The organism is Hydrogenovibrio thermophilus (assembly GCF_004028275.1).
In the GTDB taxonomy this organism is placed as follows: Bacteria; Pseudomonadota; Gammaproteobacteria; order Thiomicrospirales; family Thiomicrospiraceae; genus Hydrogenovibrio; species Hydrogenovibrio thermophilus.
In genome coordinates this window covers 221,667-246,822 of sequence record NZ_CP035033.1, presented here as the reverse complement: position 1 = coordinate 246,822, position 25,156 = coordinate 221,667, and the positions used below count along the sequence as shown (strand labels likewise).

Below are 25,156 nucleotides of genomic sequence, written 5' to 3'. Positions count from 1 at the left end.
TCCATCAGCCGGAACGCCCTCTCAATCGGCGCTGGCTTTATTTTTTCAACCGACAGGAGTATCATTTCGAGTCACCCTTTAATGAGCAGGAGTTCTCCATGATCGAACGTCAGTTCCCGATCACGCGTATGCGCCGTATGCGTAAAGACGCTTTTTCACGCCGCCTGATGAGTGAAAATGTCCTCACCACTCAGGATCTTATCTATCCGATGTTCGTGATTGAAGGCCATAATCAACGGGAACCGGTCAAATCCATGCCGGATATCGAGCGATTGAGTATAGACCTTTTAATCTTGGAAGCTCAAGCATTATTTGAACTCGGCATTCCGATGATTGCCCTTTTCCCGGTACCGAACCCGGACACCAAAACACTGGAAGCCACCGAAGCTTATAACCCAGATGGTTTGGTGCAACGCGCGGTTCGCGCCGTTAAAGAAGCCGTACCGGAAATGGGCGTCATGACGGACGTCGCGCTGGACCCTTATACCACACATGGCCAAGACGGCATCATCGACGAAGACGGTTACGTATTGAATGACGACACCATCGACGTTTTGATGAAACAGGCGCTTTCCCATGCGGAAGCCGGCGCCGATGTTGTCGCCCCGTCCGACATGATGGACGGCCGTATCATCGAGATTCGCGAACTGCTGGAAGAACACGGGCACATCCACACCCGCATCATGGCCTATTCCGCCAAATACGCGTCGGCTTACTACGGGCCCTTCCGCGATGCTGTCGGCTCGGCGGGCAACCTCGGGAAAGCCGACAAAAAAACCTACCAGATGGATCCGGCCAACAGCGACGAAGCGTTACATGAAGTGGCAATGGACATTAATGAAGGGGCCGACATGGTCATGGTGAAGCCGGGGGTTCCATATTTAGACATCGTTTACCGCGTCAAGCAAGAATTCAAAGCCCCGACATTCGTGTATCACGTCAGCGGCGAATACGCCATGCTGAAAGCCGCCGCATTGAACGGTTGGATCAATGAACGTGAAGTCGTGTTGGAAACCCTGCTGAGCTGCAAGCGCGCCGGTGCCGACGGCATTTTGACCTATTACGCCAAAGTGGCCGCGCAATGGCTGGCGGAAAAATAATCACTGCCACTGAACCGAACGGATGACCGATTGCTTATGACCGATTATTACGCCGTGGTGGGCGACCCCATCGCCCACTCCAAATCCCCATTAATTCACCGGCTGTTTGCCGAGCAAACCCATCAAGACTTGGTGTACGAAGCCATTCGCGTCGATACCGAAGACACCACTTTTCAGTGGGCCATGGCAGATCTGAAAACACAAGGCTATAAAGGCCTCAACATTACCGTGCCCTATAAACTGGATGCTTTCGAATACGCCGATGAACTGACGGAACGCGCGCAGGTGGCCCATGCGGTCAACACCTTTCAATTTCAAGACGGGAAAACCCTCGGCGACAACACCGACGGCGTCGGCTTGGTGATGGACATTGAAATCAATGCCACCTGCCCGTTTGAAGGCAAGCAGGTTTTGATTCTCGGGGCCGGCGGCGCCGTGCAAGGCATACTGCAACCCATTCTGGAAAAACGGCCAGGCCTGGTGCATATTGCCAATCGCACCGCCAAGCGAGCCGAAGTTCTGGGACAGCGCTTCGATACCGACATTCCCATCACCGCCAGCGGCTGGGAAGACATTCCTTGCCCACCCGGCGGTTACGACATCATTATCAACGGCACCTCGGCCAGTTTGGAAGGCAAGTTGCCGCCGGTAAACGGAGACGTCGTTGGGGCAGACAGCTTGGTGTACGACATGATGTACGGCACGGAACCGACTGTGTTTATGGATTGGGCGAAAGACTTGCAACCGGAATGCAGGACACGAGACGGACTGGGCATGCTGGTCGGCCAGGCGGCCGAAGCGTTTTATCTATGGCGCGGCGTCCGCCCGGAAACCGCCAGCGTCATCAACGAAGTGCGGCGTTTAATGAACGCTTAATCGCGTTCTTCTTTCAGCCCGTTACAATTCATATACGGGCAAAAGTCCGCTTCCGACATCGGTTTGGCCAGCAGGTAACCCTGCAGGATATCGCACTCCGCCCCGACCAACACTGCTTTTTGCTCCTCGGTTTCCACCCCTTCGGCCACTACTTGTAAATTCATGATATGCGCCATCTGGATGATTTCCGTCATCAAGGCTTTTTCCTGGTCGTTTTCAGCGATGTTCTGCACAAAGGATTTATCGACTTTCAGCATATCGATGCACCCTTCCTTCAAGACGGCAAAGGCCGAATAGCCGGTCCCGAAGTCGTCCAACGCCACTCCGACACCCAGGTTACGCAGCTCCGTCAAGACATTGATGGCTTGCAGGTTACCGCCAATGAACAGTGACTCGGTCACTTCGATTTTCAACAACCTCGGCGGCAGCTGATGCCGTTCCAGCAAGGCTTTCATATTGTCGACAAAACCGATTTCCGATAATTGATACGGCGACGCATTGACCGAAAAATACACGTCTTTCTGATCGCAATTTTGATGCAACGCCTGCGCGACGATAATGGCATGCTCCAAAATGGAGTCGCCGAGTTTGCCGATCAGGTTCGCCGTTTCCGCCAATGGAATGAACTCATCCGGCGACACCCAGCCCAACTCTTCGTCATGCCAGCGCGCCAGACACTCCACCCCCATCAGCTGGCCAGACCGAGCACAGAACAATGGCTGATAAAACGGCTTGATACGGCGCTCTTCGACCGCTTTTCGCAAACGGTTTTCCAGAAGCAACAAACGTTGATGGTGATCGTCCACATGCCCGGCGTAACGTAAACAGGAAACCCCTTGTTTCTGTTTCGCCATGTGCATGGCGGCATCGGCATAACGAATCAAGGTCTCCACATCCCGGCCGTCTTCTGGGGCAAACACCCAGCCAAACGATGCCGAGACATGCAAATTCAGACCGTTCAACTTCATCGGCCTTTCCACCGCACTCAGGAAGCTTTCAATCAAACCTTCCACTTTCTTTTCGTCGGCCACTTCCGGCAGAATCACCACAAATTCGTCCCCGCCGAATCGGGAAATCAGCGACCCGTAAGGCGCGATCAACTCCAGACGGTCACGCACCTTTTTCAGCATCAAGTCGCCAACCGAATGGCCCAGCGAGTCATTGATGGTCTTAAAACGGTCGAGATCCATCATCACCAGACAGAAATCCGAGCCTTTTTTCAGCAAACGGTCGGCCTCCGAGCTGAGGTGTCGACGGTTCGGCAAACCGGTCAAAGGATCTTTCAACGCCAATTCCTTCATGGCCGTCGCTTGATTCACCTGGTCGGTAATCTCGGCATTGGTCGAGCTGTAGCCGATGATTTTTTTGCCGTCGAAAATCGGGCGGGTGACATGACGCACCCAAATCAGCCCTTTATGTTTGGTGGTCAAGCGCACTTCAATCGCATCCGGCGTTCGACCGGCCGCGACCGATTTTTCATAAGACAACCATTTCGGGAAGTCCTCTTCGTACACCAGGTCGGCAAACAGGTTCGGGGTTTGGTAAAAGGTTTTGACGTCATAACCGGTCATATCGGTAATGGCGGATGAGATATAGCGATAACTGCGATCAAGGTTTTGAAGATAGGCGGCTTCTTCAGCCATTTCCACCAGGGATGCGAACGTCATGTTCTTGGCGCGCACTTCGTCACTGAGAATGCGTTGACGGGCGATGAAAAAACCAGCCACCATGCCCACTAAACTGGGAATGATTAAAAAACGAGGGCGGAAAGGCGCTTCATACAGAAAATCGAGCTGAATGGCCGCCAGCAGAATGACCACCAGCCATCCCATGACGATATAACGGAAATAGACACCAAGGTCGGCCCGCCAAGCATTCGGATGACCTAATTTACCATTCAGGGATGCATTCATGATTCAGAGTTCGTCGCAGCCCGCCTGTTGGAAATCGTTTTTCAGCTTCACATAATGTTCGGCGGAATATTTGAAAAACGCTTTTTCGTCATCGGTCAACGGCCGCAGCTTCTTCACCGGAGACCCGACATACAAATGGCCGGACTCCAGCACCTTACCGGCCGGCACCAAACTGTTCGCCCCCACCAGCACGTGCTTTTGCACCACGGCATTGTCCAGCACCACCGCGCCCATGCCAATCAAACATTCGTCCTCGATGATACAGCCATGCAAGACCGCATTATGCCCCACCGTCACATCAGCACCGACAATGCAACGCGACCCTTTAGTGATGGGCGAATCATGCGTGGTGTGGCAAACGGTGCCGTCTTGAATATTACTGCGAGGCCCGATTTCAATGGCGTTGACATCACCGCGCAAGGTTGCATTGGGCCAGATACCGACGTCCTCGGCCAGGGTACATTGCCCGATGACCACCGCGGAGGGATCAACCCAGGCGCTTTCGTCAAGGCTGGGGGTATGATTCTGATAACGACGAATCGACATAAATCTTTCGACTCCAAACTACGTAATTAATCTCAATTGGCTAACACTATAACGGGTTTTCAAGCCTTTTCAAATCGCTTGTTTTAAGAAAATTTTTATCCGGTTATCAAGGGTATTACAAAGTTTCAATAAAATCATAACGATATAAAAATGCCCAGGCCTGGGCATTTTGCTTTAAACCCGGGCTTATCCCCAGTAAGGCCCGGAAGCGCCAATCACCGCCTCCAATACACCCAACGACAGGTTGATGGCAATCACCGGACGCATTTTAGCGTTCATCACCTGTCCGGCTTCGGCAAACTGCCCCGCCTTTACATGGTTTCGAAAGGTTTTGAAGGGGCCGAAATACAACCAGGCGAACAAACCGATCATCAGCCAACCCACCCACTGCATGGCATGCAAGTACAACGGCACGGCGGTCAAATCACCGAAGCGCGTCATCCAATCCCAGTAACCGGAAATCACCAACAGAACGATAAACCCCCACACCCACGGGAAAAAACGTCCGAACACATCGGCCCACAGCGTCAAACGCTGTGGCGGCTCCAGTGCCATCGCCGCCGGCCGCAGCACCCGATAAGCCAGGAAAATACCCCCCACCCACAAAACCGCTGCCACCGTATGCAGCGAGGTCGCAACAATCGTCCCCATTTACACCCTTCCTCTTAAACTTTTTTTATTATGAGTCACTTTTATAATACGTCTCCATTATCCACACCCCCGGACTTTGTGCAATAACGTTTAACCACATGATTAAACAGGCATTTTTAATTTCACTCGCATTTGCATTCGCTTCTGATACAATGGCGTTTCATCTCTCGGGGTGCACACCTAAGTGCTGAGACGACTGAGTGGAAAGGGCAAATCGCCCCTCCCGGCTGTCGGGCCCGTTGAACTTGATCTGGTTAAAGCCAGCGTAGGGAAGAGAAGATTTCTTTGGGAACGACCGCCTTGGCGGACGTGCGCCCTTTGATTGCTTTGGAGCCTGCGTCGGACTGTCCGAATCGTCCCCGTGTCGCCAAAGCAATTGTCCGACCGGCCGATCCCGGCTTCCGACCTCACTCCGAGCAAAACATCTTGTTGAATCGTGTCTGCTGAAACGGCTTTTGCTGTGACGGTTTCACGCCTGATTACGCTGTGTTTTTCCCCCTTTGAACGCAACAAAAGCGAGGAAAACATGACTGCATTTAAACACGCCCTACCGGCGTCCAATGACATTCTGACCCGAGAGCCGTTACCGGCCTCCCAAAAAACCTATATTCCCGGCGACATCCACCCGGACATCCGTGTGCCGATGCGAGCCATCCAACTCACCAACGGTGAAACCGTCACCGTGTACGATACCTCCGGCCCTTATACCGACCCGACCATCGAGATTGACGTCGCCCAAGGCATTCCCGCCATCCGCAAACCTTGGATTGACGCCCGTCAGGACACCGAAGCCTATGACGGCCGCATCATCGACCCGAAGGACAACGGTTACACCAACCGCAGCCAAATGGAAACCGCCATTGCCGGTGCCTCCAGCTTGATGCGCCAACCGCTGCGCGCCAAGACCGGGCAAAACGTCACCCAACTGCATTATGCCCGCCAAGGCATTATCACACCGGAAATGGAATTCATCGCCATCCGCGAAAATCAACGCCGTGAACTCACCCGTCGTTACCTCAACGACGCCGAGCGCGAACACCGCTTGAAAGGCGAACATTTCGGCGCCAATTTGCCGGAAGACATCACACCGGAATTCGTCCGCGACGAAGTCGCCGCCGGACGCGCCGTGATTCCATGCAACATCAACCACCCGGAATCCGAACCGATGATTATCGGCCGCAACTTTCTGGTCAAGGTCAACGCTAATATCGGCAACTCCGCCACCACCTCGTCGATTGCCGAAGAAGTCGAAAAAATGGTCTGGTCCACCCGCTGGGGCGCCGACACCGTCATGGACTTGTCCACCGGCAAAAACATCCACACCACCCGCGACTGGATTCTGCGTAACTCACCGGTGCCCATCGGCACGGTACCGATTTATCAGGCACTGGAAAAGGTCAACGGTGTCGCCGAAGACCTGACCTGGGAAATTTTCCGCGACACCCTCATCGAACAGGCCGAGCAAGGTGTGGACTACTTCACTATCCACGCCGGTGTCTTGCTGCGTTACGTACCGATGACCACCAAACGCGTCACCGGCATCGTTTCCCGCGGCGGCTCGATTATGGCTAAATGGTGTATCGCACACCATCAGGAAAGCTTCCTTTACACCCATTTCGAAGACATCTGCGAAATCATGAAGCAGTACGACGTTTCCTTCTCACTGGGTGACGGCTTGCGCCCTGGCTCGCTGGCGGATGCCAACGATGAAGCGCAACTGGCGGAACTCGAAACCCTCGGGGAACTGACGAAAATTGCCTGGAAGCATGATGTCCAGGTCATTATCGAAGGCCCGGGCCACGTACCGATGCACATGATCAAGGAAAACATGGACAAGCAATTGGAATATTGCCACGAAGCGCCTTTCTACACGCTGGGGCCTTTGACCACCGACATTGCACCGGGTTACGACCACATCACGTCCGGCATCGGCGCGGCCATGATCGGCTGGTTCGGCACCGCCATGCTGTGTTACGTCACCCCGAAAGAGCATCTGGGCTTGCCAAATCGCGACGACGTCAAGGAAGGCCTCATCACGTACAAACTGGCCGCCCACGCCGCCGACGTCGCCAAGGGGCACCCCGGAGCGCGTGCACGTGATGATGCCCTTTCCAAAGCCCGATTCGAATTCCGCTGGGAAGACCAGTTCAACCTCGGCCTCGACCCGGAAAAGGCACGCGCCTTTCACGACGAAACCCTGCCGCGCGATTCCGCCAAAGTGGCGCATTTCTGCTCCATGTGCGGGCCGAAATTCTGCTCGATGAAAATTTCGCAGGAAGTGCGAGACTACGCCGAACAACAAGGCCTTTCACATCAGAAAGCGGTGGAACAAGGCATGGCGGAAATGTCGCAGACCTTCAAGGAAAACGGCAGCGAAGTCTATGTGAATGTCGAAGACATCACTTTGTCCAGTTAAGCAGAGGTCGTCATGAAACACGTCACCAAGCAACACCTCGGCATCGCCGGGGCCGGCCTCGTCGGCCGGATGCTGGCGCTGAAACTGTTGGCGCAAGGCCACCGCGTGACCTTGTTCGAAAAGGATTCCGATGAATCGGAAAACGCGGCTGCACGGGTCGCTGCGGGCATGCTGGCGCCGTTTGCGGAACTGGAAACCGCCGAATCGGATATTTTCGATCTCGGACAGCGTTCCATCCAAATTTGGCCAGGCCTGCTGGAGCAACTCGGCATTCCCGACGCCCTGCAACAGGCCGGCAGCGTCATCACCGCTCACCCGGCGGACATGGCGGAATTGGAACGGTTTATGGCGCAACTACGCGCCAAAGCCAAATCGCCCGATGCGGCCGAATCGATTCAAGCGCTGGACCCAAATGCCCTTCAGCAACTGGAACCGGATTTAAGCCATCATTCGCGTGGCTTTTTCCTACCGAGCGAAGGTCAGGTCAATGCCCAACGCTTTATGGATCGAAGCCGAAGCTACCTGCGCGAACACCCAGAGGTCATTTGGCACACCCACGCCGAAGTCACCGACCTGAAAGACGGATGCATTCACGTCGGTTCGAATCCCTTCACATTCGATTGGGCGTTCGACACCCGAGGGCTCGGTGCCAAAAAAGACGTCACCGACTTGCGCGGCGTACGCGGCGAAGTCTTCTGGTTGGATGCTCCCGATGTCAAACTGACCCGACCGGTGCGTTTGATGCACCCGCGTTACCGCATTTACATCGTACCGCGCCCGTCCGCCGATACGCCGCACCGTTACGTCATCGGCGCCACCGAAATCGAAAGCGATGACATGAGCTCCATGTCGGTACGTTCCAGTCTGGAACTGCTGTCGGCGGCCTACAGTTTGCACCCCGGTTTCGGCGAAGCACGCATCGTCAACAGCCTGACCAACTGCCGCCCGGCATTGGACGATAACCTGCCGTCGATTCGGCATGAACCACAAGTCACTCGAATCAACGGCCTGTATCGTCACGGTTATCTACTGACGCCCGCGGTGGTGGAGCAGGCATTGATGGAAAGCGGTTTTGCCACCGCCGATGCCGCTTAATGATATCGACGGCCAAAACGCACAGAATAGGAAACGACTATGACACTTTTGATTAACGATCAACCGCAGGCTTTCGACACTTTGCCGAATTTGCAAGCGTTACTGGAACAACTCGGCTACCAACCGAACCAGTTTGCCGTGGCGGTCAACGAAACCTTCGTTCCGCGCGGTCAATACCGGGAAACGGCTTTACAAGACGGCGACCGCATTGAAATCGTCGCGCCGATGCAAGGAGGTTGAATATGCCGGCACAAACAACTTCAACACACACCCCTTCCGCACAAAACGACATGACTTGGCACATCGGCGGCGAAACCCTGAACAGCCGCTTGTTGATCGGCTCCGCCCTGTATTCGTCACCTCAGGCGATGCAAGCCTCCGTGCACGCTTCCGGTTCGGAAATCGTCACGGTCTCGCTGCGCCGTCAGGCGGCGGGCGATGCGGCCGGTCAGGATTTCTGGCAGCGAATTCAAGCCCTGAACGTCAAGGTTCTGCCGAATACCGCCGGTTGTCACTCCGCCAAAGAAGCCATCACCACCGCGCAAATGGCACGCGAAGTCTTTCAGACCCACTGGGTGAAACTGGAAGTCATCGGCGACCAATACACACTGCAACCCGACCCTTTCGAACTGGTCAAAGCGGCGGAAGCGCTGGTTAAGGACGGTTTCGAGGTCTTCCCTTACACCACTGACGATTTGGTGCTGGCGCAAAAACTGGTCGATGCCGGTTGCCGAATTCTCATGCCGTGGGGCTCGCCCATCGGGTCGGGCAAAGGGCTGATGAACCCTTACAACCTGGGCATTTTGCGGGAACGCTTTCCGGAGTTGAACCTGATTGTGGACGCCGGTATCGGCAAACCGTCCCATGCGGTTCAAGCGCTGGAAATGGGTTACGACGGTGTTTTACTCAATTCCGCCGTGGCGCTGTCGCCGCAACCGGAAAAGATGGCCCGCGCTTTCAAGTCTGCGGTGGAAGCTGGTTTTTACGGCCGCCAGGCCGGCACCATGCCGGAACGCAACCTGGCGGTGCCGTCCACTCCGGTGGTCGGCACGCCTTTCTGGCATCAAGAAAACTCTTCGACCTAGTGCTGTTCTAGTGTCGTTCTAGTGTCATCCTAATGAAAGCAGGTCTGGTCAAAATGCAGTTTCCATCTTGCCAAACGCCCGAGCAACCGCTGGGGCTTTATCCGTTGGTCAACCGCGCCGAAGACGCCGCTTTGTTGTTCCAAAACGGTATCACCACCCTGCAAGTCCGCATTAAGGATTTGCAGGGCAAGGCTTTGCGCCAAGAACTCGCCGCCACCGTGCGCTTGGCGGAAACCTACAATGCCCGTTTGTTCATCAACGATTACTGGCAAATCGCCATCGAATTGGGCGCTTACGGCGTGCATCTCGGCCAGGAAGATTTGCACACCGCCGATGCCCAATCACTGTTTCAAGCCGGTTTACGGCTTGGCGTCAGCACCCATAATCCGTCGGAAATCGAAACCGCCTTGCCGTTGCAACCGTCGTATCTCGCCATCGGCCCGATTTTCGGCACCCAAAGCAAACAACTCGACTATCCAGCGGTCGGGCTGGACAATCTAAGCCATTGGAACCGTTCGCTGCCAATACCGGTGGTTGCCATCGGCGGGATTGGATTGGAACAACTGGGCGCCGTGGTGCGCGCCGGCGCCAATGGCGTGGCAATGATTCAAGGGTTACAATTGCATCAAGCCGACGGCGCCGAACACCTCAACACCCTGCAAACCCGGTTTGCCGAAAACTACCAGGCCTGGTCGAAAAGGCCCAATGACGAGACAACCTTTCGATAAGGAAAAATCCTTTATGCGCCCCACCACACCAACCGTTTTGACCATTGCGGGTTCCGACCCTTACGGCGGTGCCGGCATTCAAGCCGATTTGAAAACCATCCACGCTTTGGGCGGTTACGGTTTCAGCGCCCTTACCGCGGTGACAGCGCAAAATTCGCAGGGCGTACAACAGGTGGAAGCTTTAGCGGCAGAAACGTTACACCACCAATTGCAGGCCTTGTTCGAGGATGTGCAAATCGACGCCGTCAAAATCGGCATGCTCGCCAATGCGGAATTGATTGACGTGGTCGCCACGACGTTGCAACGTCACCCAACCAGTGCCGTGGTGCTGGATACGGTGCTGGTCAGCTCCAGCGGGCACCCGTTGTTGGCCGCCGACGCCGTCAGCATTCTAGTGGAAAAATTGTTTCCGCTGGCCGACGTCATCACCCCCAATTTACCGGAGTTGAATCACCTGTTGGACCGTGCGCCGGAAACGCCGGCCGATGATCTGGTTGAAATCGAAAAGGCGTTGTGTGAGATGGGCGTTCAAGCGGCCGTGCTCAAAGGCGGCCACAGCGGGGAAACCGATGCGGCAGCCGACATTTTGATTCAGCCAACCCGCGGCGTTAAGTCCGAACCGAAACGCTTCTCCAGCCCGCGGGTGTCCACCACCCACACCCACGGTACCGGCTGCGTGTTTTCATCCGCCATCGCCACCGAGCTGGCCCAAGGAAGAACACTGGAAGAGGCCGTCGGCAACGCCAAGCGTTATCTAACCGCTTGGCTGAGCCAGTCCGAGGCCCTTTATTTCCATTACCATGACTCATCCACGGCAAAGCGCCGAGAGCCAATACACATTCGCGACATTCGTCATGTTTGAGGCCCGATTAGGCTCCAACCTTCTTCAGCGTTTGCTGTGATAGGGATCCAGCGGCGTCAGACGTTTACGCAGCACCACTTGATACAACTGTAGGGAACGGCTTCGGAAAGCCCCGGCGGAAATTTTCAGATAATAATTCCACATCCGATAAAAACGGCTGTCGTAACGGTCTTGCAAATCCGGCCAGGCCTGGTCGAAATTGCGTTGCCACGCCATCAAGGTGCGGTCGTAATCCGGCCCGAAATTGTGCACGTCTTCCACCACAAAATAGGGTTCCGCCGCCTTATTGATTTGCGCCAACGACGGAATCGAACCGTTCGGGAAAATGTATTTGTGAATCCACGGATTGGTGACGTAAAACGACTTGTCGCTGCCGATGGTGTGCAGTACGAAAATCCCGTCGTCTTTCATCAAGTCGTAAGCGGTGCGCATGTAGGTGTCGTAATTTTTTGGCCCGACGTGCTCGAACATGCCGATGGACACCAGCTTGTCGAACGTGCCTTCCATTTTACGGTAGTCTTTGAGTTCAATGGTTACCGGCAAGTCTTTGCAACGCTGTTCGGCGAGCTGTTGCTGTTCACGCGAAATGGTCAAACCGGTGACGTGCACCCCATATTTGCGCGCCGCCAATTCGGCGAAACTGCCCCAACCACACCCAATATCAAGCACCGTTTCATTGGGTTGCAACTCCAGTTTCTGGCAAATCAAGTCCAACTTGGCTTCTTGGGCCTGATGCAGGCTGTCGGCGTTTTTCCAATAACCGCAGGAATAGGCCATAGTCGGGTCCAGCATGGCTTCGTAGAGGTCATTGCCGACGTCATAATGTTGCTCACCAACTTGATAGGCGCGCTTTTCCGATTGCATATTCGTCAAACGCGCCATCAGCCAATGTTTGATGAAGATCCAGCGCCCGGTCAAGGATTCGTCCAGTTTGGCGGTCATGGCGCGGGTAATCATTTCGTCCAGTTGTTCGCAGTCCCACCAGTGATCCATGTAACTTTCCCCGGCCCCGAGCGTGCCGTCGCGCAACACCCGCCAGTAGGTTTGGGCATTATGGATTTGCGGGTCCCAGGGGTTGGAACCGTTCACGGTGAGACCGGCTTTCGCCAGTTGAGATTCGAGAAAATCCGCCGCTTTTCCTAAGCGGCCGGAAACCAAAGTACCAGCACGAACTTCCTTGTCGGCCAAGACAGTCGAGTGACGCATGCTTGCCTCCTATGAAAGCCAAAACGGCTTATCAACCAATGGATACCTTTATCGGTGCTCTCGTCTTTGAGAAATGCCTTGAGTTACGTAAACAATCGTATAAAAAACAATACAAACAGTTTTAACAGATTAATGAAAATGATATTTTTTTCAAGCGGAAACTATGACAATGCCTTGAAATAGCAGTAAAAAACTTTTTTATAGCGGACACTTTGGTACCATAAAAACTTAAAGAAACCATCCAACCGGAGGTGTCTATGACCGCTCGATTTTCGCCCGCACTCAAAGCCATTCTTTTCGACCTCAGCGGCGTGCTGTACATCGGCACCCAAGCCATCCCGGGCGCCGTAGACGCCATCCGCCGAGCACGCGAACAAGGTTACACTCTGCGTTTCGTCACCAACACCGCCAGTCAATCGTCGGAGATGATTCTGCAACAGCTGCACACCCTCGGGTTCGACTTTTCGCCCTCGGAACTGTTCACGGCACCCAAAGCCGCCAAAGCGTATATCCAACAGCACCAACTGCGGCCTTATTGCCTGATTCACCCGAATCTGAAAACCGAATTCACCGACATCGACCAAACCGACCCTAATTGCGTACTGTTGGGCGATGCGCAAGACGGGCTGAATTATCACACCCTCAACCAAGCTTTCAATTTGGTGGAAGCGGGTTTTCCGTTAATCGGCATCGGCAAGAACAAATATTACAAAGATGCCGAAGGCTTCAAACTTGATGCCGGTGTATTCATTCATGGGCTGGAATGGGCCAGCGGCGTCGAAGCCATTATTACGGGCAAACCGGACCGGGCCTTTTTCGAACAGGTGGTGGCTTCCACCGGGTTTCAGTCGGAAGAATGTTTGATGATTGGCGACGATGTCATCGGCGACGTACAAGGCGCGATTGATGCCGGGCTGCAAGCCAGCCTGGTGCGCACCGGGAAATACAAACCCAGCGATGAAGCTCTTTTACCCGAAAACGCCCACATTCTCCACAGCATCGCCGACTTACAATTTTGACCAGGCCTGGTGAAAATCGAATTAGCAAACACTGATTGCACGATTTTTACGCATTATGGCACCCTAAGCCCCTCTAAAATGAAATGAACCACAACCCACCTTGCAGGAGGAAACCATGCCATTCCCAACCCAAACCCTTAAAACACTATTAATCGGTTCCGCGCTCAGCTTGCTGAGTTTTCATACCCTGACGGCCCAGGCCGGAGACGCCAACCTCAACAATCAGGCGGCTCTGAAGGGTATTTCCGAGATTTACACCCTCTATGATGTGCGCAAAGCTAATCCAAATGTCATGCTATCTTACTTAAAGGGGATTGAATCCAATTACAACAATCTGCTAAAAGAGAAGGTGAAACCGCACCTTCGAATTATCTTTATTTCATCGGCGGTGCAGTTCATTACCACCAAACCGGCCGACAACATTGAAATGGAATACGGCGACACCCTGAAAAGCATTGCCAATCAGATTGCCCGCTTGAAAGACATCGGCGTGAAGATGGAAGCCTGCTCGACCGCGACGGCCTATTTCAATGTGGACAACGATACCTTGCTCCCAGGCATCGTGCCGGTGCGCTCTGGGTTTCTATCGGTAATGGGCTGGCAAGCGCAAGGTTATTCGTTGGTGCCGGTGTATTAGTATGACCGCAACCGTTTATGGAGGCATTCCCATGCGTACGACTTTCATCGGTTTGATCCTGAGCTTATTCGTCTTCAGCCTCATCGCCTGCACGTCTCACTCCAACCCCGGCCCTTTGGCGGGCACCTGGCAACTGACCGGTCATGCCGACATGGTCATCACCTTTCGGGACAGTGAAACCGAAGCCAACGGCATCGTGGAAAAAGTGCGTTACGAAGTCCGCGACAAAACCGTGCTCGTCACTTACTTGGAAGGCATAGCCAAAGGTATGACCATGCACTATACGCTCACCGGCCCGGACACGGCGGTGACCAATCTCGGCACGCTGCGACGCATCTCACCGGACGCACCTCCGCCTTCCTAAGCAGTCAAGGCGACACCGTCAGGCCTGGCTTTCTTCACAGCAATGACATAGATGCACTTCGATAATCGGATGATGCAAGCCGTCCATATCGGCCAAAGCGGCTTTGTACTGATTGGGCGAGGCATCATGATGGCTGACCACCGATGCGACCAGCGTCCAGGAACCCTGCCCGACCGACCACAGGTGCAGATCCAGCACTTTGGTTTCCGGCAGGGATTCCAAACGCTGACGGATACGCTCCCGCAATTCCGTCGGTGCTTCGGCATCCAACAGAATCGCGCCGGTGTTTTTCAGCAAGCCCCACGACCAACGCACAATCAACACCGCGGCCAGCAAGGCAATGGCCGGATCCAGCCACTGCCAGCCCCACAACCACGCCGCGGCCAACCCGGCGATGGCCGCCACCGAAGTGACCGCATCGGCCATGACATGAAATAATGCCGCTTTGATATTATTGTCAGCTTCAGGGTGATGGTGGTGTTCATGACCGTGGTCGTGATGATGCTCATGCGCGCCGGACAGCATGAAAATCGATGCCACATTAACCACTAAACCGATAATCGCAACCACCATGGCTTCAAACGCATAAAGCGGTTCCGGTGCCAACAGTCGATGCACCGACTCCACCACCAACCAAATCGACGATACCCCCAACAGCAGTGCACTGGTGTAAGCGGCCAAGTCTTTGATTTTGCCGCTGCCGAAACTCAATCGCCGGTCTTGCGCATAGCGCCGCGCCAGAAAATAGGCGCCAGCGGCCAAACCCAATGCAATAGCGTGCCCCCCCATGTGAATGCCGTCCGCCAACAGCGCCATGGACCCGGTCAACAAGCCCGCCACGACTTCCGCCACCATCACCACCAAGGTCAAAAAGGCGACGCTCCAAGCGCGTTTTTCGGCCCGCTGCAATTGCCCCTGACCGAAGTCATGCGGATGAGTGGTGTGCTGGATGACCGGGCACTGGGTTTCCCAGGTGGATGAAGACGTCGACATAACAGGCCTCAAAGAATAGACAGAATCGTTTTAGCTTACCGGAAACCGGCAGGCAGACGCAATAGAGATTTCAAGGCTCAGGAAACGAACCGGAAAGGCAGGCAGAAAAAAGGGCGTGGCACTGAGGCAACCACGCCCAAAACTTAACTTAAGGGGAAACTACTTCAAAATCATTGGACGCATGGTCACCAACTCTTCCGAGGAACTCGGGTGAATGGCGATGGTCGCATCCAAATCCGCTTTGGTCGCGCCCATTTGCACGGCCACCGCGAATCCTTGCAGCATTTCATCCGCGCCGTCACCGACGATGTGAATGCCGACCACTTTTTGCTCTTCACCAACACAAACCAACTTCAAAGCCGTTTTGATCTGATGACCGGTAAAGGCATAACGCATCGGTGTAAACACCGATGAATAGACCTGAACATTGTCGTGACCGTATTCACGGCGCGCATCATGTTCGGCCAACCCAATGGTCCCGACCGGCGGATGCGAAAACACCACCGTCGGCACTTTGGACAAATCCATTTTCAACTGCGGCTGGTTGTTGTACAACCGTTCTGCCAGATAACGCCCGGCACGGATGGCCACCGGCGTCAACTGCGCCTGCCCGGTGACATCACCGATGGCATAGATATTCGGCACATCGGTCTGGTGATAGTCGTTAACGTCGATAAATCCACGTCCGTTGACTTCCAACCCGACCTTGTCCAAGGCCAACGGCTCGGTCAAGGTCTGGCGTCCGACGGCCCAGATGATTTCATCAAAGCCTTCCAAGTGCTGACCGTCTTCCGATTCGATAATCAAGGTCCCGTCGTCCGCTTTGATCAGCTTCTTAACCTTGAAGTGGTACTCCTTATGAATGCCGCTTTCGATCATCGCATCGGTCAAAGTTTCACGCACCATGTCGTCGAAACCGCGCAACACCAAATCCTTACGGCTGATTAAGGTGGTGTCGGTGCCCAGCGCCTGCAAGACCCCGGCAATTTCCACGGCGATGTAACCGCTGCCAATGACCGCCACTTTTTTCGGCTGCTCCTGTAAGGCAAAAAAACCGTCCGACGTAATGCCCAATTCGGCATTCTCGGTTTCATTCGGAATCAACGGCGTGCCACCCGGTGCAATCACAATGGTTTCGGCGGTAACAAGTTTTCCGTCCACCGACACAGTGTGCGCATCGACAAAGCTGCCCCAACCTTCCAGGACATCAATGCCCAAATCCTTCATGTAACCGCCGTACCAGGTGGTGATATTGGAAATGTAGTTTTCACGACGTTTCACCAATTCCGCCCAGTCGAACCCTTTGCGTTCCACGTGGAACCCGAAATCCGGCGCGTCACGGAGCGCTTCTGCAATATGAGCACCAAACCACATTACTTTCTTAGGCACGCACCCGATGTTCACACAGGTTCCGCCCATTTTTTTGGCTTCCACCACGGCACATTTCTTACCGTACTCGACGGCGCGCTCCACGACGGACAAGCCGCCGCTACCGCCACCGATGGCGATCAAATCGTAATCATATTGCATCTTGCGTTTTCCTCTTCCTGAAAAAATGTCTATCTATTCGAATCCATAAATAGGCATTCTTATAATTCTGTTATAAGGCTTTCCGGGCCTTAAAAGGCAAAAAACCACCAGGCCTGGTGGTTTTTTGCATCCATCTACCTGTTTGGATTATTTGGCCAAATAGGTTTCAAGATCGTCGGAACCACCGATGTATTCACCTTCGATGAAGATTTGCGGAACCGTATCCGCATTCGCCACCGCACGAAGCGTACGCGACGTCACACCGTGATTGGAAATACCGATTTCTTCATACTCGATGCCGGCATCTTCCATTGCCGCTTTCGCTTTGGCACAGAAAGGACAGCCCGGCTTGGTGAAAATGGTCGCCACTTTCGCCGCTTGTGCATTCGGATTGATGTAGTTCAGCATGGTATCGGCATCGGACACTTCAAACGGGTCACCCGGTACATTCGGCTCGATGAACATTTTCTCAACGACACCGTCTTTCACCAACATGGAATAACGCCATGAACGCTTACCGAAACCAAGGTCGTTTTTATCGACCAACATGCCCATGCCTTCGGTGAACTCACCGTTTCCGTCTGGAATCAAGGTCACGTTGTTAGACTCTTGGTCCTTCGCCCATTCGTTCATAACGAAGGTATCGTTTACGGACAGACAAACGATTTCGTCGACACCGTTTTCAAAGAATACCGGTGCAAGCTCGTTGTAGCGAGGCAAGTGAGTTGAAGAACATGTTGGGGTAAAGGCACCCGGAAGCGAGAAAACGACAACCGTACGACCTTTGAAAATATCATCACTGTTAATGTTTACCCATTCGTTATTCTGACGCGTTGGCCAGACCACACTTGGGACCGTCTTTCCTTCACGATTTTCCATAGCTTGAGACATCTTTTTCTCCTTGGTTTAGTGATTGCAGTTCTTATCTTATCGCACTACAACAGCTTAAAAAATGAATTCCTTTTGAATACGGTTCTTATTGTAGAAAGATTCTTTAATTAAGTAAAATTAATTGTTTTTAATAACACAATAGTAATTAGCTATTATTAACGTACAAAAAAAGCGGCTTTCGCCGCTTAAAAAGGAAGATCGTTTGCGAATTATTCGGTGACCGTCAACTCGACACGGCGGTTTTTGGCGCGTCCAGCGGACGTAGCATTATCGGCCACTGGATATTTTTCACCCTCGCCAATCGATTCCATGCGTTTTGCATCCACATCTTTGCTTTCCAGATAGTTTTTAACGGAATCCGCACGCTTTTGCGATAACTTCTGGTTATAGGCCGCGGAACCATGACTGTCGGTAAAACCACGAATTTGCAAAGTCGTGTCCGGGTTGGCTTGCAAATATTCGGCATAACCATCCAGCTTGGATTTGGCTTCGTCGGTCAGCTCAAAACTGTCGGTTTTGAAAAAGCCGTTGAAATCCGCCGGCTTGGCGACTTCCACCACCGCAACCGCAGCGGCCACTTCTTCGACAACCGGTTCTTCAACCGCTTTAGCGGACTCGGCGACCGGTTCGGCTTTTTTCGGCATCGGCGCTTCGGCATTGACCACGGCTTTCGGCTCACCGCCGCAAGGTACGGTATCTTCTTTCCAATGGATGGTTCTCACGCAATTACCGTCTCGATCACGGACGATATTGCCGTAGGAATCCCAAACATAAGCGTTGTTTTGTTGATGGGGAATGTCTTCAAACGCCTGCGCACCGGTGGCGATCAAAGTGGCGGAAATAAACAGGAAGGGTAAACGTAACGTCATTGTGCTTCACCTTAAGTTAAATTGAACATTAAATTGGGGAGTATGCTCTAACTATAAGGCTTTGTACGCCACAGGCAAAGAGTAAACTTAACTGACTGGTTTATTCTGTTTATTGAATGGGCGCATCCTGCAACTCGCGCATAAAGGTTTCCAAGTTACCGACTTCCTGTGCGTATTTCATAATCACGCCCAAGGCACCTTGGTCTTCCTGACGGGAGGCAATCCGCGCCGCCAATTGAAATTCACGATCCGTCACGCCACCCTGAAAGGCGTTGGCTTCCAACAACGCCGCCAGCGCGCCGACATTATTCAACAAACACGCCGCTTGCAAGGGTTTGACGGTTTCGCCCGCCGCGTCCTTGGCCACTTCCTGTTGTGGCGACACGAAATGCTCTTGAATCAGGACTTTCATCATCCAATAGTTCATTTCCGGCGCTTCTTCGCTTTCCAACACATTCATAAAAATTTCGTTCGGGTCGATTTTATGCTTTTGAATCAACGTCTGAACGGTTTTGGAAAAAGGCGCACGCGTGTCTTCGGGTAGATTAAGTAGGTTCATAAAACGGTTGTTCGCTCTCGTTTGGTTTCTGAATAACGCTATTATACGGCATTGAGCCCTTCTCTTGGTCAAGCCGATTGCCCGGCGGCGAAGCCAGACGCCCAAGCCCACTGGAAATTATACCCGCCCAGTTGACCGGTGACGTCCAGCACCTCACCGATAAAATACAACCCCGGCGTGGTTTTGACCTCCAGCGTTTTCGAGGAAATCGCATTTGTGTCGATGCCGCCCAGTGTGACTTCCGCCTTATCGTAACCGGCGGTGTCGGACGGGTAAAGCGTCCAGGCAGTGAGCTGTTCGGCATACTGCCGCAGGCGTTCGTCGGGCAGTTCCGCCAGCGGTTCGGACAAAGGATATTTTTCCAACCAGGCCTGGGTGAATTTCTTAGGCCAGAAACCGTTTAACCATTTTTTCAGGCCAGCATTTTCTTGCTTCAATTTTAACAAGGCCTCAACGACATCTATGTCGGGCAACAGATTCACCCGGATCGCCTCGCCCGGCCGCCAGTAATTGGAAATCTGCAAAACACCCGGTCCACTGATGCCTTGATGGGTAAACAATAAGGCCTCCGAGAAGGATTGTGTGTCGTCTTGGTTACGGATGGTCACATCCAGAGATACTCCGGCCATGGCGGCACAAAAATCGCGCAGCTTGCCGTCAAACACCAAAGGCACCAGGCCTGGGCGTTTTTCGATCACCGCCAAACCAAACTGTTCTGCCAGACGATAACCGAATCCGCTGGCTTTCAACTTCGGAAACGATAAGCCACCCGTCGCCACCACCAGCGACTCACACTCGATGACTTCATAATTGGTGACAACACGAAACCGCAATGGCTGATGGGACTCATCCAAGGCTTCGACTTGTTCGACTCGCGTATTCAAGTGAAATTCGACACCCGCCCAATCACACTCGGTGCGCAGGATTTGAATCAAATCCCCCGCGCGATTCTGGCAGAATAATTTGCCCAGCTCGCGCGTTTCATACACCAAGCCATGGCGGTCGACCAAGTCGATGAAATCCTGCGGTTGATAACGCGCCAAAGCACTTTTAACGAAATGCGGGTTCCCGCACAGATAATGGTCCGGACGAACCGTCAGATTGGTGAAGTTGCACTTTCCGCCGCCGGAAATGCGAATTTTGGCGGCCGCCTTCGGCGCATGATCCAGCACCTCGACCCGGCGGCCACGATAACCGGCGGTGGCCGCGCACATCAAACCGGCTGCGCCGGCGCCCAACACCAGCACATCGGTGGTACGCGACTTCAAAGGACCTCAAACGTCGCGCGACGTTTTTCCGCTTCGGCAATCAAAACTCGCAACCCCGCTTCGGCCTGGGCTTCAAAGCCTTCCACACCCAACTCAATGGTGCGCTCCCCGCTGGACGAAATACTCGGCAGGCTGAACAGGCGCAAATCGGGAAAACGCGCCTCGAAATCTTCCATAAAGGTAATCCATTCCGATTCCTGACCGTCCATCAAACGGATGGTCTTCTCGACTTTCGGTTCGAATGTCATCTCGGCATAATAGGTGTTCAGTACCCACTCCATCATGGGTTTCGCCATCATCGGGAACCCGGGCATAAAGTGGTGGTCTTGAATCGAAAAGCCCGGCACCCGGTTATAAGCGTTCGGAATAATGCTGGCGCCTTGCGGGTATTCGCCCATGTGAATACGCTGCGGATAAGCGTCTTCTCCGAATTGGGCTTCAATTTCGCGAACCGCATCCGGGTGGCGTTCGATCGGTACCCCCAACGCTTTGGCGGCCGACTGACGGGTGCGATCATCCGGTGTGGCGCCAATTCCGCCGAACGAAAACACGATGTCACCACTGGCAAAGGTTTCCTTTAAGGTTTCGGTCAGAAATCGCGGCTCATCCCCTAAAATCCGCACCCAGGAAATCGCCAAGCCTCTCGGGCGCAATAGGCTGTTGGCCTGCACCAGATGCTTATCTTGCCGCTTACCGGACAACACTTCGTCTCCGATAATCAGGAGCCCGATTTTTTTCAGTGTTGCGTTGTGTGATGCCATGGTGTCGTGTACCTATTACGTTACGGGGTTGAGTTAATCGTGCGGTTTTAAATAAAACGCCACTTTTTCCGCCAGCTTTTTCGGATTGATCGGCTTGGTCATGTAATCGTCCATGCCGACGGCGTAACATTTTTCATCATCGCCTTTCATCGCGTTCGCGGTCATGGCGATAATCGGGATATGCGTGCCGGTGGTTGTTTCCAATGCGCGAATCTCACGCGTGGCTTGATAACCGTCTTTGACCGGCATTTGGCAATCCATCAATATTAAATCATAAGTGGCGGACTGAAGCCTGTCCAGTGCTTCCTGACCATTGGCGGCCAAATCGGCTTCGTAACCGGCTTTCGCCAGAATCGCCAACGCCAGCTTTTGGTTCACGACATTGTCTTCTACCAGCAAAATGCGTTGTTCGCCGGAAGGTACGGATGAGTCCGATTCGGCGCTGTTGTCGTCCGGTTCGAGGCTGTGATAAATTTCACGCTCCACTTTATCCAGTTCCCCCGATTCAATCAGATGGGCATTACGATGCAAAAAGGAAATTTTCACCGGTTTCATCAGGCAATAGGCCTGGTCGTTTTCCAGATATGGGTGATAGGCTGAATCCTGACGCTGCTGTCGGGTCACGTTCCATATCAGTTGCCGCCCCGTATCAATCAAGGCCTGCATTTTTTGCACACGAACGGCCTTATCGGGAAAAACGTCTTCCAGCCTCGATACATCGACCCCAATCAAGGTTTCAGGCGCTGACCGTTCAATCGCCTCGTAAAACGCGTCAAACGTATCAAAAGGCGTCAATTCGAAATTCAAATCAGCCATTTGCTGAACGATCAAATCGGTCACTCGATCGGCATCCGAGAGGAAAATGCCCCGCATCGGATTGGCGAAGGCTTCCAGGCAGGCCTCTTTTCCGACCGGTTTCAGGGGCAGACAGAAAAAGAAATGTGAACCTTGACCAACCTGACTGCTCAGCCGGATACGTCCTCCCATCAAACTCACCAACTGCTGTGAAATGGCCAACCCCAAGCCGGTCCCGCCGTGCAAACGGGTGGTGGAACCATCCACTTGCGAAAACGCCTTGAACAAACGGGCCTGAGCCTCTTCGGCAATTCCGATGCCGGTATCTTCGACTTCAAATACCAATTCCGGTTGGTTTTTCCGTTCCTGTGCATACACCCGTAAGACCACATAACCGAGATCGGTGAACTTAATCGCGTTACCCAACAAATTGACCAGTACCTGACGGACCCGCACATCGTCCATCAACACCTGATCCGGCAAAGTCGGATCGACAAAATAATCGAACCGCAACCCTTTAGCGAAGGCCAAATCCGCCACTACGCTCATGGCACCTTCAATGGTCGGCAAAAGCGCACAAGGTTCGGCATGCACCTTTAATTTTCCGGCTTCGATTTTCGAGAAATCGAGGATATCGTTGATAATCTGCAACAATGCCGAGGCGCTGGATGACACCGTCTCCGCCAAGGCGCGTTGTTCTTTGGACAAGGGCGTATCCAGCAAGAGACTGGTCATCCCCATCACGCCATTCATCGGCGTTCGAATTTCGTGACTCATATTGGCGAGGAATTCCGATTTCAACTGAGCCGACTGAATGGCTTGATCCCGTGCTTGCGCCATGGTTTCCTCCACCGCGACCTGTTCGGTGATATCCCGAATCACGCCGGTGAAGACCACAGTGTCGTTGAGCTGCACTTCACTGACCGACAAATCAACCGGAAAACACTCGCCGGACTTCTTCATCCCTTCCACCCGACGGGTGCGACCGATAACGTTCTTCTGACGCGTTTTCAAATAGGTCTCGAGATAACCGTCATGAGCATCACGATACGGATTCGGCATCAAGACACTGATATTTTGTCCCAGAATGTCATCCATTGCATAGCCGAACATCTTCTCAATCGCGCGATTGACCTCAATGACAATCCCCTTGGAATCGATGACGATAATCACATCGGTCACGGAGTTCATGACCGCGCGGGTTTTGTTTTGGCTCATCACCAGTTCTTCGGTCAACTGGCGCCGATGACCGGCTTCGGTATTCAACTGTTCGTTGGCAGCGGATTGCTCTTCCAGCAGCTGACGAGACTCACGCAAAGACAGTTTCAAACGACGCATCATCACCGCCAGCAAGAACAGGGTAATCAGCGCCAAACCGACCATGAACAGAAAAGACCGCCAAGCGTGCTTCTCATCCGCCACCCCATAACTCAGCGGTCGCTGAACCTCCAAAACACCGCGTACATCACCGGCTTTCCAATCGGTTTTCGGGGTACCCGGATAGGTATTATGGCACCCGACGCAACTCTCTTTCAAAACATCCGCGCGAGCATAGCGCAACACCTTACGACCGTCCTGATGCACAATTTTCCAATACGGCTGGTCGGGGTGTTGGCGTAAATACGCCATCGCGTCGGCCTCGAATGCATCCAAGTGCTGACTGTCCTGACTCCAGACAAAGGGTTGGTCGCTGTAAAGTTTCACTTTATAACCGTCGCCATCCGACGATAGATAACGCCCAAAATCCTTGGCAAAGGTGGCTGGCAAGGGTGCCGCGCCGTCTGGATGATTTTCGAAATCATGCATGACCGGCACACCGCGCTTCACCAGAGAAGGTAGAATTTTTTTCGCGTAATAATTTCGGAACTCGACCACGGAAATGGAAAAATTCCGTGCATCTTCCAACGCGATTTCTTGACTGACCTGTTGATGCTCTTCGTAGTTCTGCCAGAAGACGAAGCCAATCCCTGTTAGCAGAGAAAGCGCCAACAGCGGAAAGAAGTAAGACGTGGCAAACAGATCGCTTGTAGGTTTCATGTGATTATTTTACTCAATTCCGAACCCGAGGCACGACCATTTCACACCTCCAGATCTTTCCCTTGCCGAAACCTTTTGTCAAAAATCGTTAAGGGCAACAAAAAAGGGCCCGAAGGCCCTTTCCAAACATGCTTATACGATGCGCTTAATAGAAAGCGATGCGCACACCGATATGGGCGTTGCCATCCACTTCATGATAGCCGGTTTTCGGGAATTTCACCTGGAACTGGCGGAAGCCGATGTACGCCACCGCGCTTGGCAGAATGCGCATTTCGGCACGGACATTGAACTCGTAAGCGTTGTCGGCATCACCGAAGGTGACGATGGACGGCGCATAGATATACTCCGCTGCAATCGCCGACGGTACAGACGTCGGTAACCAATAGCGCCCCAAGGCCCCCAACATCAGGCCATAGCCATTGTTGCCGTCCTTATCTTCATCCAGATAGAAGACTTTGCCTTTCAGGCCCAACTCCAGGTTTTGGTTGCCCATCAAACCTTTGCGGGCAATGCTGCCGAACAGGTCCAACACACGGTCGCCATCATTGTTGAACATGAAATCGATGCCGAGGTTGGTCAGTTCCTGCGGTGTCTCACGCAAAGAATACAGACCGACATTAGCGGTGTCATTGGATAAAGACAAATCCAACCCGGCATTTCCATCAATGGCGGCAGTCGCCGTTGAAGACAATCCAATCAATCCAGCAACCAAAATGCTTTTACGCAACCGCTTCCATAACATCATTTAATTCGCTTCCTTTTTCGTTTCATTTAATTGTTGAATGGTCTGGGAGATGGCATCTCCCGTCTCCTGAATTTTATCCACCGCGCCCTGTGTCGCCTCGACACCGCTCTGCGCCACATCACGACTGCCAAACCAATCGAACATCACGGCCAAAACCGCAAACACGACCACCAGCAACACCAGCCACAGTTTTTTCATGTCATCACACCC

Annotated in this window: 26 protein-coding genes and 1 riboswitch; of the genes, 12 read left to right on the top strand and 14 right to left on the bottom strand. The window is 53.3% G+C overall.

What is annotated here, in order from left to right; genetic code table 11:
- Window positions 1–98: 98 nt before the first annotated feature.
- Together hemB and aroE are read left to right on the top strand one after the other, a co-directional pair.
- Entirely contained in the window at window positions 99–1,100 is a 1,002-nt protein-coding gene (hemB, locus tag EPV75_RS01055) for a porphobilinogen synthase (RefSeq protein ID WP_127120293.1), read from the top strand.
- A 36-nt stretch (window positions 1,101–1,136) separates the two neighbouring features.
- Complete coding sequence (aroE, locus tag EPV75_RS01050; protein WP_128384180.1) at window positions 1,137–1,976, top strand: shikimate dehydrogenase; 840 nt, start codon at window positions 1,137–1,139, stop codon at window positions 1,974–1,976.
- On the opposite strand, the gene EPV75_RS01045 is transcribed toward aroE, so the two are convergent.
- The 3 genes from EPV75_RS01045 to EPV75_RS01035 form a co-directional block, all read right to left on the bottom strand.
- Window positions 1,973–3,889 (bottom strand): putative bifunctional diguanylate cyclase/phosphodiesterase, encoded by a 1,917-nt coding sequence (locus tag EPV75_RS01045; protein ID WP_127120295.1) that lies wholly within the window; start codon window positions 3,887–3,889, stop codon window positions 1,973–1,975. The two genes, aroE and EPV75_RS01045, sit on opposite strands and share 4 nt — an antisense overlap.
- Window positions 3,890–3,892: 3 nt before the next feature.
- Window positions 3,893–4,435 carry a gamma carbonic anhydrase family protein gene (locus tag EPV75_RS01040; RefSeq protein ID WP_128384179.1) on the bottom strand — a complete coding sequence of 181 codons (543 nt, stop codon included), beginning with the start codon at window positions 4,433–4,435 and terminating at the stop codon, window positions 3,893–3,895.
- Between the two features lie 186 nt (window positions 4,436–4,621).
- Entirely contained in the window at window positions 4,622–5,086 is a 465-nt protein-coding gene (locus EPV75_RS01035) for a CopD family protein (RefSeq protein WP_029939418.1), read from the bottom strand.
- Window positions 5,087–5,244: 158 nt separating this feature from the next.
- Window positions 5,245–5,375: riboswitch (TPP riboswitch) on the top strand.
- On the opposite strand from EPV75_RS01035, the gene EPV75_RS12195 reads away from it, so the two are divergent.
- From EPV75_RS12195 to thiD, 7 genes are all read left to right on the top strand, one after another.
- Entirely contained in the window at window positions 5,372–5,533 is a 162-nt protein-coding gene (locus EPV75_RS12195) for a hypothetical protein (RefSeq protein ID WP_185748152.1), read from the top strand. It overlaps the preceding riboswitch by 4 nt.
- A 79-nt stretch (window positions 5,534–5,612) precedes the next feature.
- Complete coding sequence (gene thiC, locus EPV75_RS01030; protein WP_128384178.1) at window positions 5,613–7,502, top strand: phosphomethylpyrimidine synthase ThiC; 1,890 nt, start codon at window positions 5,613–5,615, stop codon at window positions 7,500–7,502.
- Between the two features lie 12 nt (window positions 7,503–7,514).
- Window positions 7,515–8,597, top strand: a complete 1,083-nt coding sequence (locus EPV75_RS01025) for an FAD-dependent oxidoreductase (RefSeq protein WP_128384177.1) — start codon at window positions 7,515–7,517, stop codon at window positions 8,595–8,597.
- Window positions 8,598–8,636: 39 nt separating this feature from the next.
- Complete coding sequence (gene thiS / locus EPV75_RS01020) at window positions 8,637–8,837, top strand: sulfur carrier protein ThiS (RefSeq protein ID WP_029939415.1); 201 nt, start codon at window positions 8,637–8,639, stop codon at window positions 8,835–8,837.
- 2 nt (window positions 8,838–8,839) lie between these two features.
- The gene (locus EPV75_RS01015) at window positions 8,840–9,682 is read left to right on the top strand and encodes a thiazole synthase (protein ID WP_225972356.1); all 843 of its coding nucleotides are present in this window, start codon (window positions 8,840–8,842) and stop codon (window positions 9,680–9,682) included.
- A gap of 32 nt (window positions 9,683–9,714) precedes the next feature.
- A complete protein-coding gene (gene thiE / locus EPV75_RS01010; protein WP_225972355.1) occupies window positions 9,715–10,410 on the top strand; it encodes a thiamine phosphate synthase in 696 nt (231 codons plus the stop codon).
- Window positions 10,388–11,272 (top strand): bifunctional hydroxymethylpyrimidine kinase/phosphomethylpyrimidine kinase, encoded by an 885-nt coding sequence (gene thiD / locus EPV75_RS01005; RefSeq protein ID WP_225972354.1) that lies wholly within the window; start codon window positions 10,388–10,390, stop codon window positions 11,270–11,272. Before thiE ends, thiD begins: the two co-directional genes overlap by 23 nt.
- A gap of 24 nt (window positions 11,273–11,296) precedes the next feature.
- On the opposite strand, the gene cfa is transcribed toward thiD, so the two are convergent.
- Window positions 11,297–12,478 (bottom strand): cyclopropane fatty acyl phospholipid synthase, encoded by a 1,182-nt coding sequence (cfa, locus tag EPV75_RS01000; RefSeq protein WP_128384176.1) that lies wholly within the window; start codon window positions 12,476–12,478, stop codon window positions 11,297–11,299.
- Between the two features lie 257 nt (window positions 12,479–12,735).
- On the opposite strand from cfa, the gene EPV75_RS00995 reads away from it, so the two are divergent.
- The 3 genes from EPV75_RS00995 (at window position 12,736) to EPV75_RS12310 (ending at window position 14,498) form a co-directional block, all read left to right on the top strand.
- Window positions 12,736–13,497 carry a TIGR01458 family HAD-type hydrolase gene (locus tag EPV75_RS00995; protein WP_128384175.1) on the top strand — a complete coding sequence of 254 codons (762 nt, stop codon included), beginning with the start codon at window positions 12,736–12,738 and terminating at the stop codon, window positions 13,495–13,497.
- A gap of 115 nt (window positions 13,498–13,612) precedes the next feature.
- Complete coding sequence (locus tag EPV75_RS00990) at window positions 13,613–14,134, top strand: DsrE family protein (protein WP_128384174.1); 522 nt, start codon at window positions 13,613–13,615, stop codon at window positions 14,132–14,134.
- A 1-nt stretch (window position 14,135) separates the two neighbouring features.
- Window positions 14,136–14,498, top strand: a complete 363-nt coding sequence (locus EPV75_RS12310) for a hypothetical protein (protein ID WP_225972353.1) — start codon at window positions 14,136–14,138, stop codon at window positions 14,496–14,498.
- 18 nt (window positions 14,499–14,516) lie between these two features.
- Here EPV75_RS12310 and dmeF read toward each other — a convergent pair whose 3' ends face one another.
- The 10 genes from dmeF to EPV75_RS00935 all read right to left on the bottom strand — a co-directional run bounded on the left by dmeF (window position 14,517) and on the right by EPV75_RS00935 (window position 25,144).
- Window positions 14,517–15,491: a CDF family Co(II)/Ni(II) efflux transporter DmeF gene (gene dmeF / locus EPV75_RS00980; protein WP_128384173.1), complete on the bottom strand. Its 975-nt coding sequence runs from the start codon at window positions 15,489–15,491 to the stop codon at window positions 14,517–14,519.
- Between the two features lie 159 nt (window positions 15,492–15,650).
- Window positions 15,651–17,021 carry a glutathione-disulfide reductase gene (gorA, locus tag EPV75_RS00975; protein ID WP_128384172.1) on the bottom strand — a complete coding sequence of 457 codons (1,371 nt, stop codon included), beginning with the start codon at window positions 17,019–17,021 and terminating at the stop codon, window positions 15,651–15,653.
- Window positions 17,022–17,168: 147 nt separating this feature from the next.
- Window positions 17,169–17,912: a glutathione peroxidase gene (locus EPV75_RS00970; RefSeq protein WP_029939405.1), complete on the bottom strand. Its 744-nt coding sequence runs from the start codon at window positions 17,910–17,912 to the stop codon at window positions 17,169–17,171.
- A gap of 209 nt (window positions 17,913–18,121) precedes the next feature.
- Window positions 18,122–18,781, bottom strand: a complete 660-nt coding sequence (locus tag EPV75_RS00965; RefSeq protein WP_029939404.1) for an OmpA family protein — start codon at window positions 18,779–18,781, stop codon at window positions 18,122–18,124.
- 109 nt (window positions 18,782–18,890) lie between these two features.
- Window positions 18,891–19,340, bottom strand: coding sequence for a hypothetical protein (locus EPV75_RS00960; RefSeq protein ID WP_029939403.1), 450 nt, complete (start codon window positions 19,338–19,340; stop codon window positions 18,891–18,893).
- 68 nt (window positions 19,341–19,408) lie between these two features.
- Window positions 19,409–20,608, bottom strand: coding sequence for a BaiN/RdsA family NAD(P)/FAD-dependent oxidoreductase (locus EPV75_RS00955; protein WP_029939402.1), 1,200 nt, complete (start codon window positions 20,606–20,608; stop codon window positions 19,409–19,411).
- Entirely contained in the window at window positions 20,605–21,369 is a 765-nt protein-coding gene (locus tag EPV75_RS00950) for a competence/damage-inducible protein A (protein WP_128384171.1), read from the bottom strand. Before EPV75_RS00950 ends, EPV75_RS00955 begins: the two co-directional genes overlap by 4 nt.
- Window positions 21,370–21,402: 33 nt before the next feature.
- A complete protein-coding gene (locus tag EPV75_RS00945; protein WP_128384170.1) occupies window positions 21,403–24,201 on the bottom strand; it encodes a PAS domain S-box protein in 2,799 nt (932 codons plus the stop codon).
- 145 nt (window positions 24,202–24,346) lie between these two features.
- A complete protein-coding gene (locus EPV75_RS00940) occupies window positions 24,347–24,946 on the bottom strand; it encodes a YfaZ family outer membrane protein (RefSeq protein ID WP_128384169.1) in 600 nt (199 codons plus the stop codon).
- A complete protein-coding gene (locus EPV75_RS00935; RefSeq protein ID WP_029939398.1) occupies window positions 24,947–25,144 on the bottom strand; it encodes a hypothetical protein in 198 nt (65 codons plus the stop codon).
- Between the last annotated feature and the right edge of the window lie 12 nt (window positions 25,145–25,156).

What these genes read in the sequence shown, in the direction of transcription:
- hemB (WP_127120293.1), top strand. Translation starts at nt 99, where the DNA reads ATGATCGAACGTCAGTTCCCGATCACGCGTATGCGCCGTATGCGTAAA.
- aroE (WP_128384180.1), top strand. Translation starts at nt 1,137, where the DNA reads ATGACCGATTATTACGCCGTGGTGGGCGACCCCATCGCCCACTCCAAA.
- EPV75_RS01045 (WP_127120295.1), bottom strand. Translation starts at nt 3,889, where the DNA reads ATGAATGCATCCCTGAATGGTAAATTAGGTCATCCGAATGCTTGGCGG.
- EPV75_RS01040 (WP_128384179.1), bottom strand. Translation starts at nt 4,435, where the DNA reads ATGTCGATTCGTCGTTATCAGAATCATACCCCCAGCCTTGACGAAAGC.
- EPV75_RS01035 (WP_029939418.1), bottom strand. Translation starts at nt 5,086, where the DNA reads ATGGGGACGATTGTTGCGACCTCGCTGCATACGGTGGCAGCGGTTTTG.
- thiC (WP_128384178.1), top strand. Translation starts at nt 5,613, where the DNA reads ATGACTGCATTTAAACACGCCCTACCGGCGTCCAATGACATTCTGACC.
- EPV75_RS01025 (WP_128384177.1), top strand. Translation starts at nt 7,515, where the DNA reads ATGAAACACGTCACCAAGCAACACCTCGGCATCGCCGGGGCCGGCCTC.
- thiS (WP_029939415.1), top strand. Translation starts at nt 8,637, where the DNA reads ATGACACTTTTGATTAACGATCAACCGCAGGCTTTCGACACTTTGCCG.
- EPV75_RS01015 (WP_225972356.1), top strand. Translation starts at nt 8,840, where the DNA reads ATGCCGGCACAAACAACTTCAACACACACCCCTTCCGCACAAAACGAC.
- thiE (WP_225972355.1), top strand. Translation starts at nt 9,715, where the DNA reads ATGAAAGCAGGTCTGGTCAAAATGCAGTTTCCATCTTGCCAAACGCCC.
- thiD (WP_225972354.1), top strand. Translation starts at nt 10,388, where the DNA reads ATGACGAGACAACCTTTCGATAAGGAAAAATCCTTTATGCGCCCCACC.
- cfa (WP_128384176.1), bottom strand. Translation starts at nt 12,478, where the DNA reads ATGCGTCACTCGACTGTCTTGGCCGACAAGGAAGTTCGTGCTGGTACT.
- EPV75_RS00995 (WP_128384175.1), top strand. Translation starts at nt 12,736, where the DNA reads ATGACCGCTCGATTTTCGCCCGCACTCAAAGCCATTCTTTTCGACCTC.
- EPV75_RS00990 (WP_128384174.1), top strand. Translation starts at nt 13,613, where the DNA reads ATGCCATTCCCAACCCAAACCCTTAAAACACTATTAATCGGTTCCGCG.
- EPV75_RS12310 (WP_225972353.1), top strand. Translation starts at nt 14,136, where the DNA reads ATGACCGCAACCGTTTATGGAGGCATTCCCATGCGTACGACTTTCATC.
- dmeF (WP_128384173.1), bottom strand. Translation starts at nt 15,491, where the DNA reads ATGTCGACGTCTTCATCCACCTGGGAAACCCAGTGCCCGGTCATCCAG.
- gorA (WP_128384172.1), bottom strand. Translation starts at nt 17,021, where the DNA reads ATGCAATATGATTACGATTTGATCGCCATCGGTGGCGGTAGCGGCGGC.
- EPV75_RS00970 (WP_029939405.1), bottom strand. Translation starts at nt 17,912, where the DNA reads ATGTCTCAAGCTATGGAAAATCGTGAAGGAAAGACGGTCCCAAGTGTG.
- EPV75_RS00965 (WP_029939404.1), bottom strand. Translation starts at nt 18,781, where the DNA reads ATGACGTTACGTTTACCCTTCCTGTTTATTTCCGCCACTTTGATCGCC.
- EPV75_RS00960 (WP_029939403.1), bottom strand. Translation starts at nt 19,340, where the DNA reads ATGAACCTACTTAATCTACCCGAAGACACGCGTGCGCCTTTTTCCAAA.
- EPV75_RS00950 (WP_128384171.1), bottom strand. Translation starts at nt 21,369, where the DNA reads ATGGCATCACACAACGCAACACTGAAAAAAATCGGGCTCCTGATTATC.
- EPV75_RS00945 (WP_128384170.1), bottom strand. Translation starts at nt 24,201, where the DNA reads ATGAAACCTACAAGCGATCTGTTTGCCACGTCTTACTTCTTTCCGCTG.
- EPV75_RS00940 (WP_128384169.1), bottom strand. Translation starts at nt 24,946, where the DNA reads ATGATGTTATGGAAGCGGTTGCGTAAAAGCATTTTGGTTGCTGGATTG.
- EPV75_RS00935 (WP_029939398.1), bottom strand. Translation starts at nt 25,144, where the DNA reads ATGAAAAAACTGTGGCTGGTGTTGCTGGTGGTCGTGTTTGCGGTTTTG.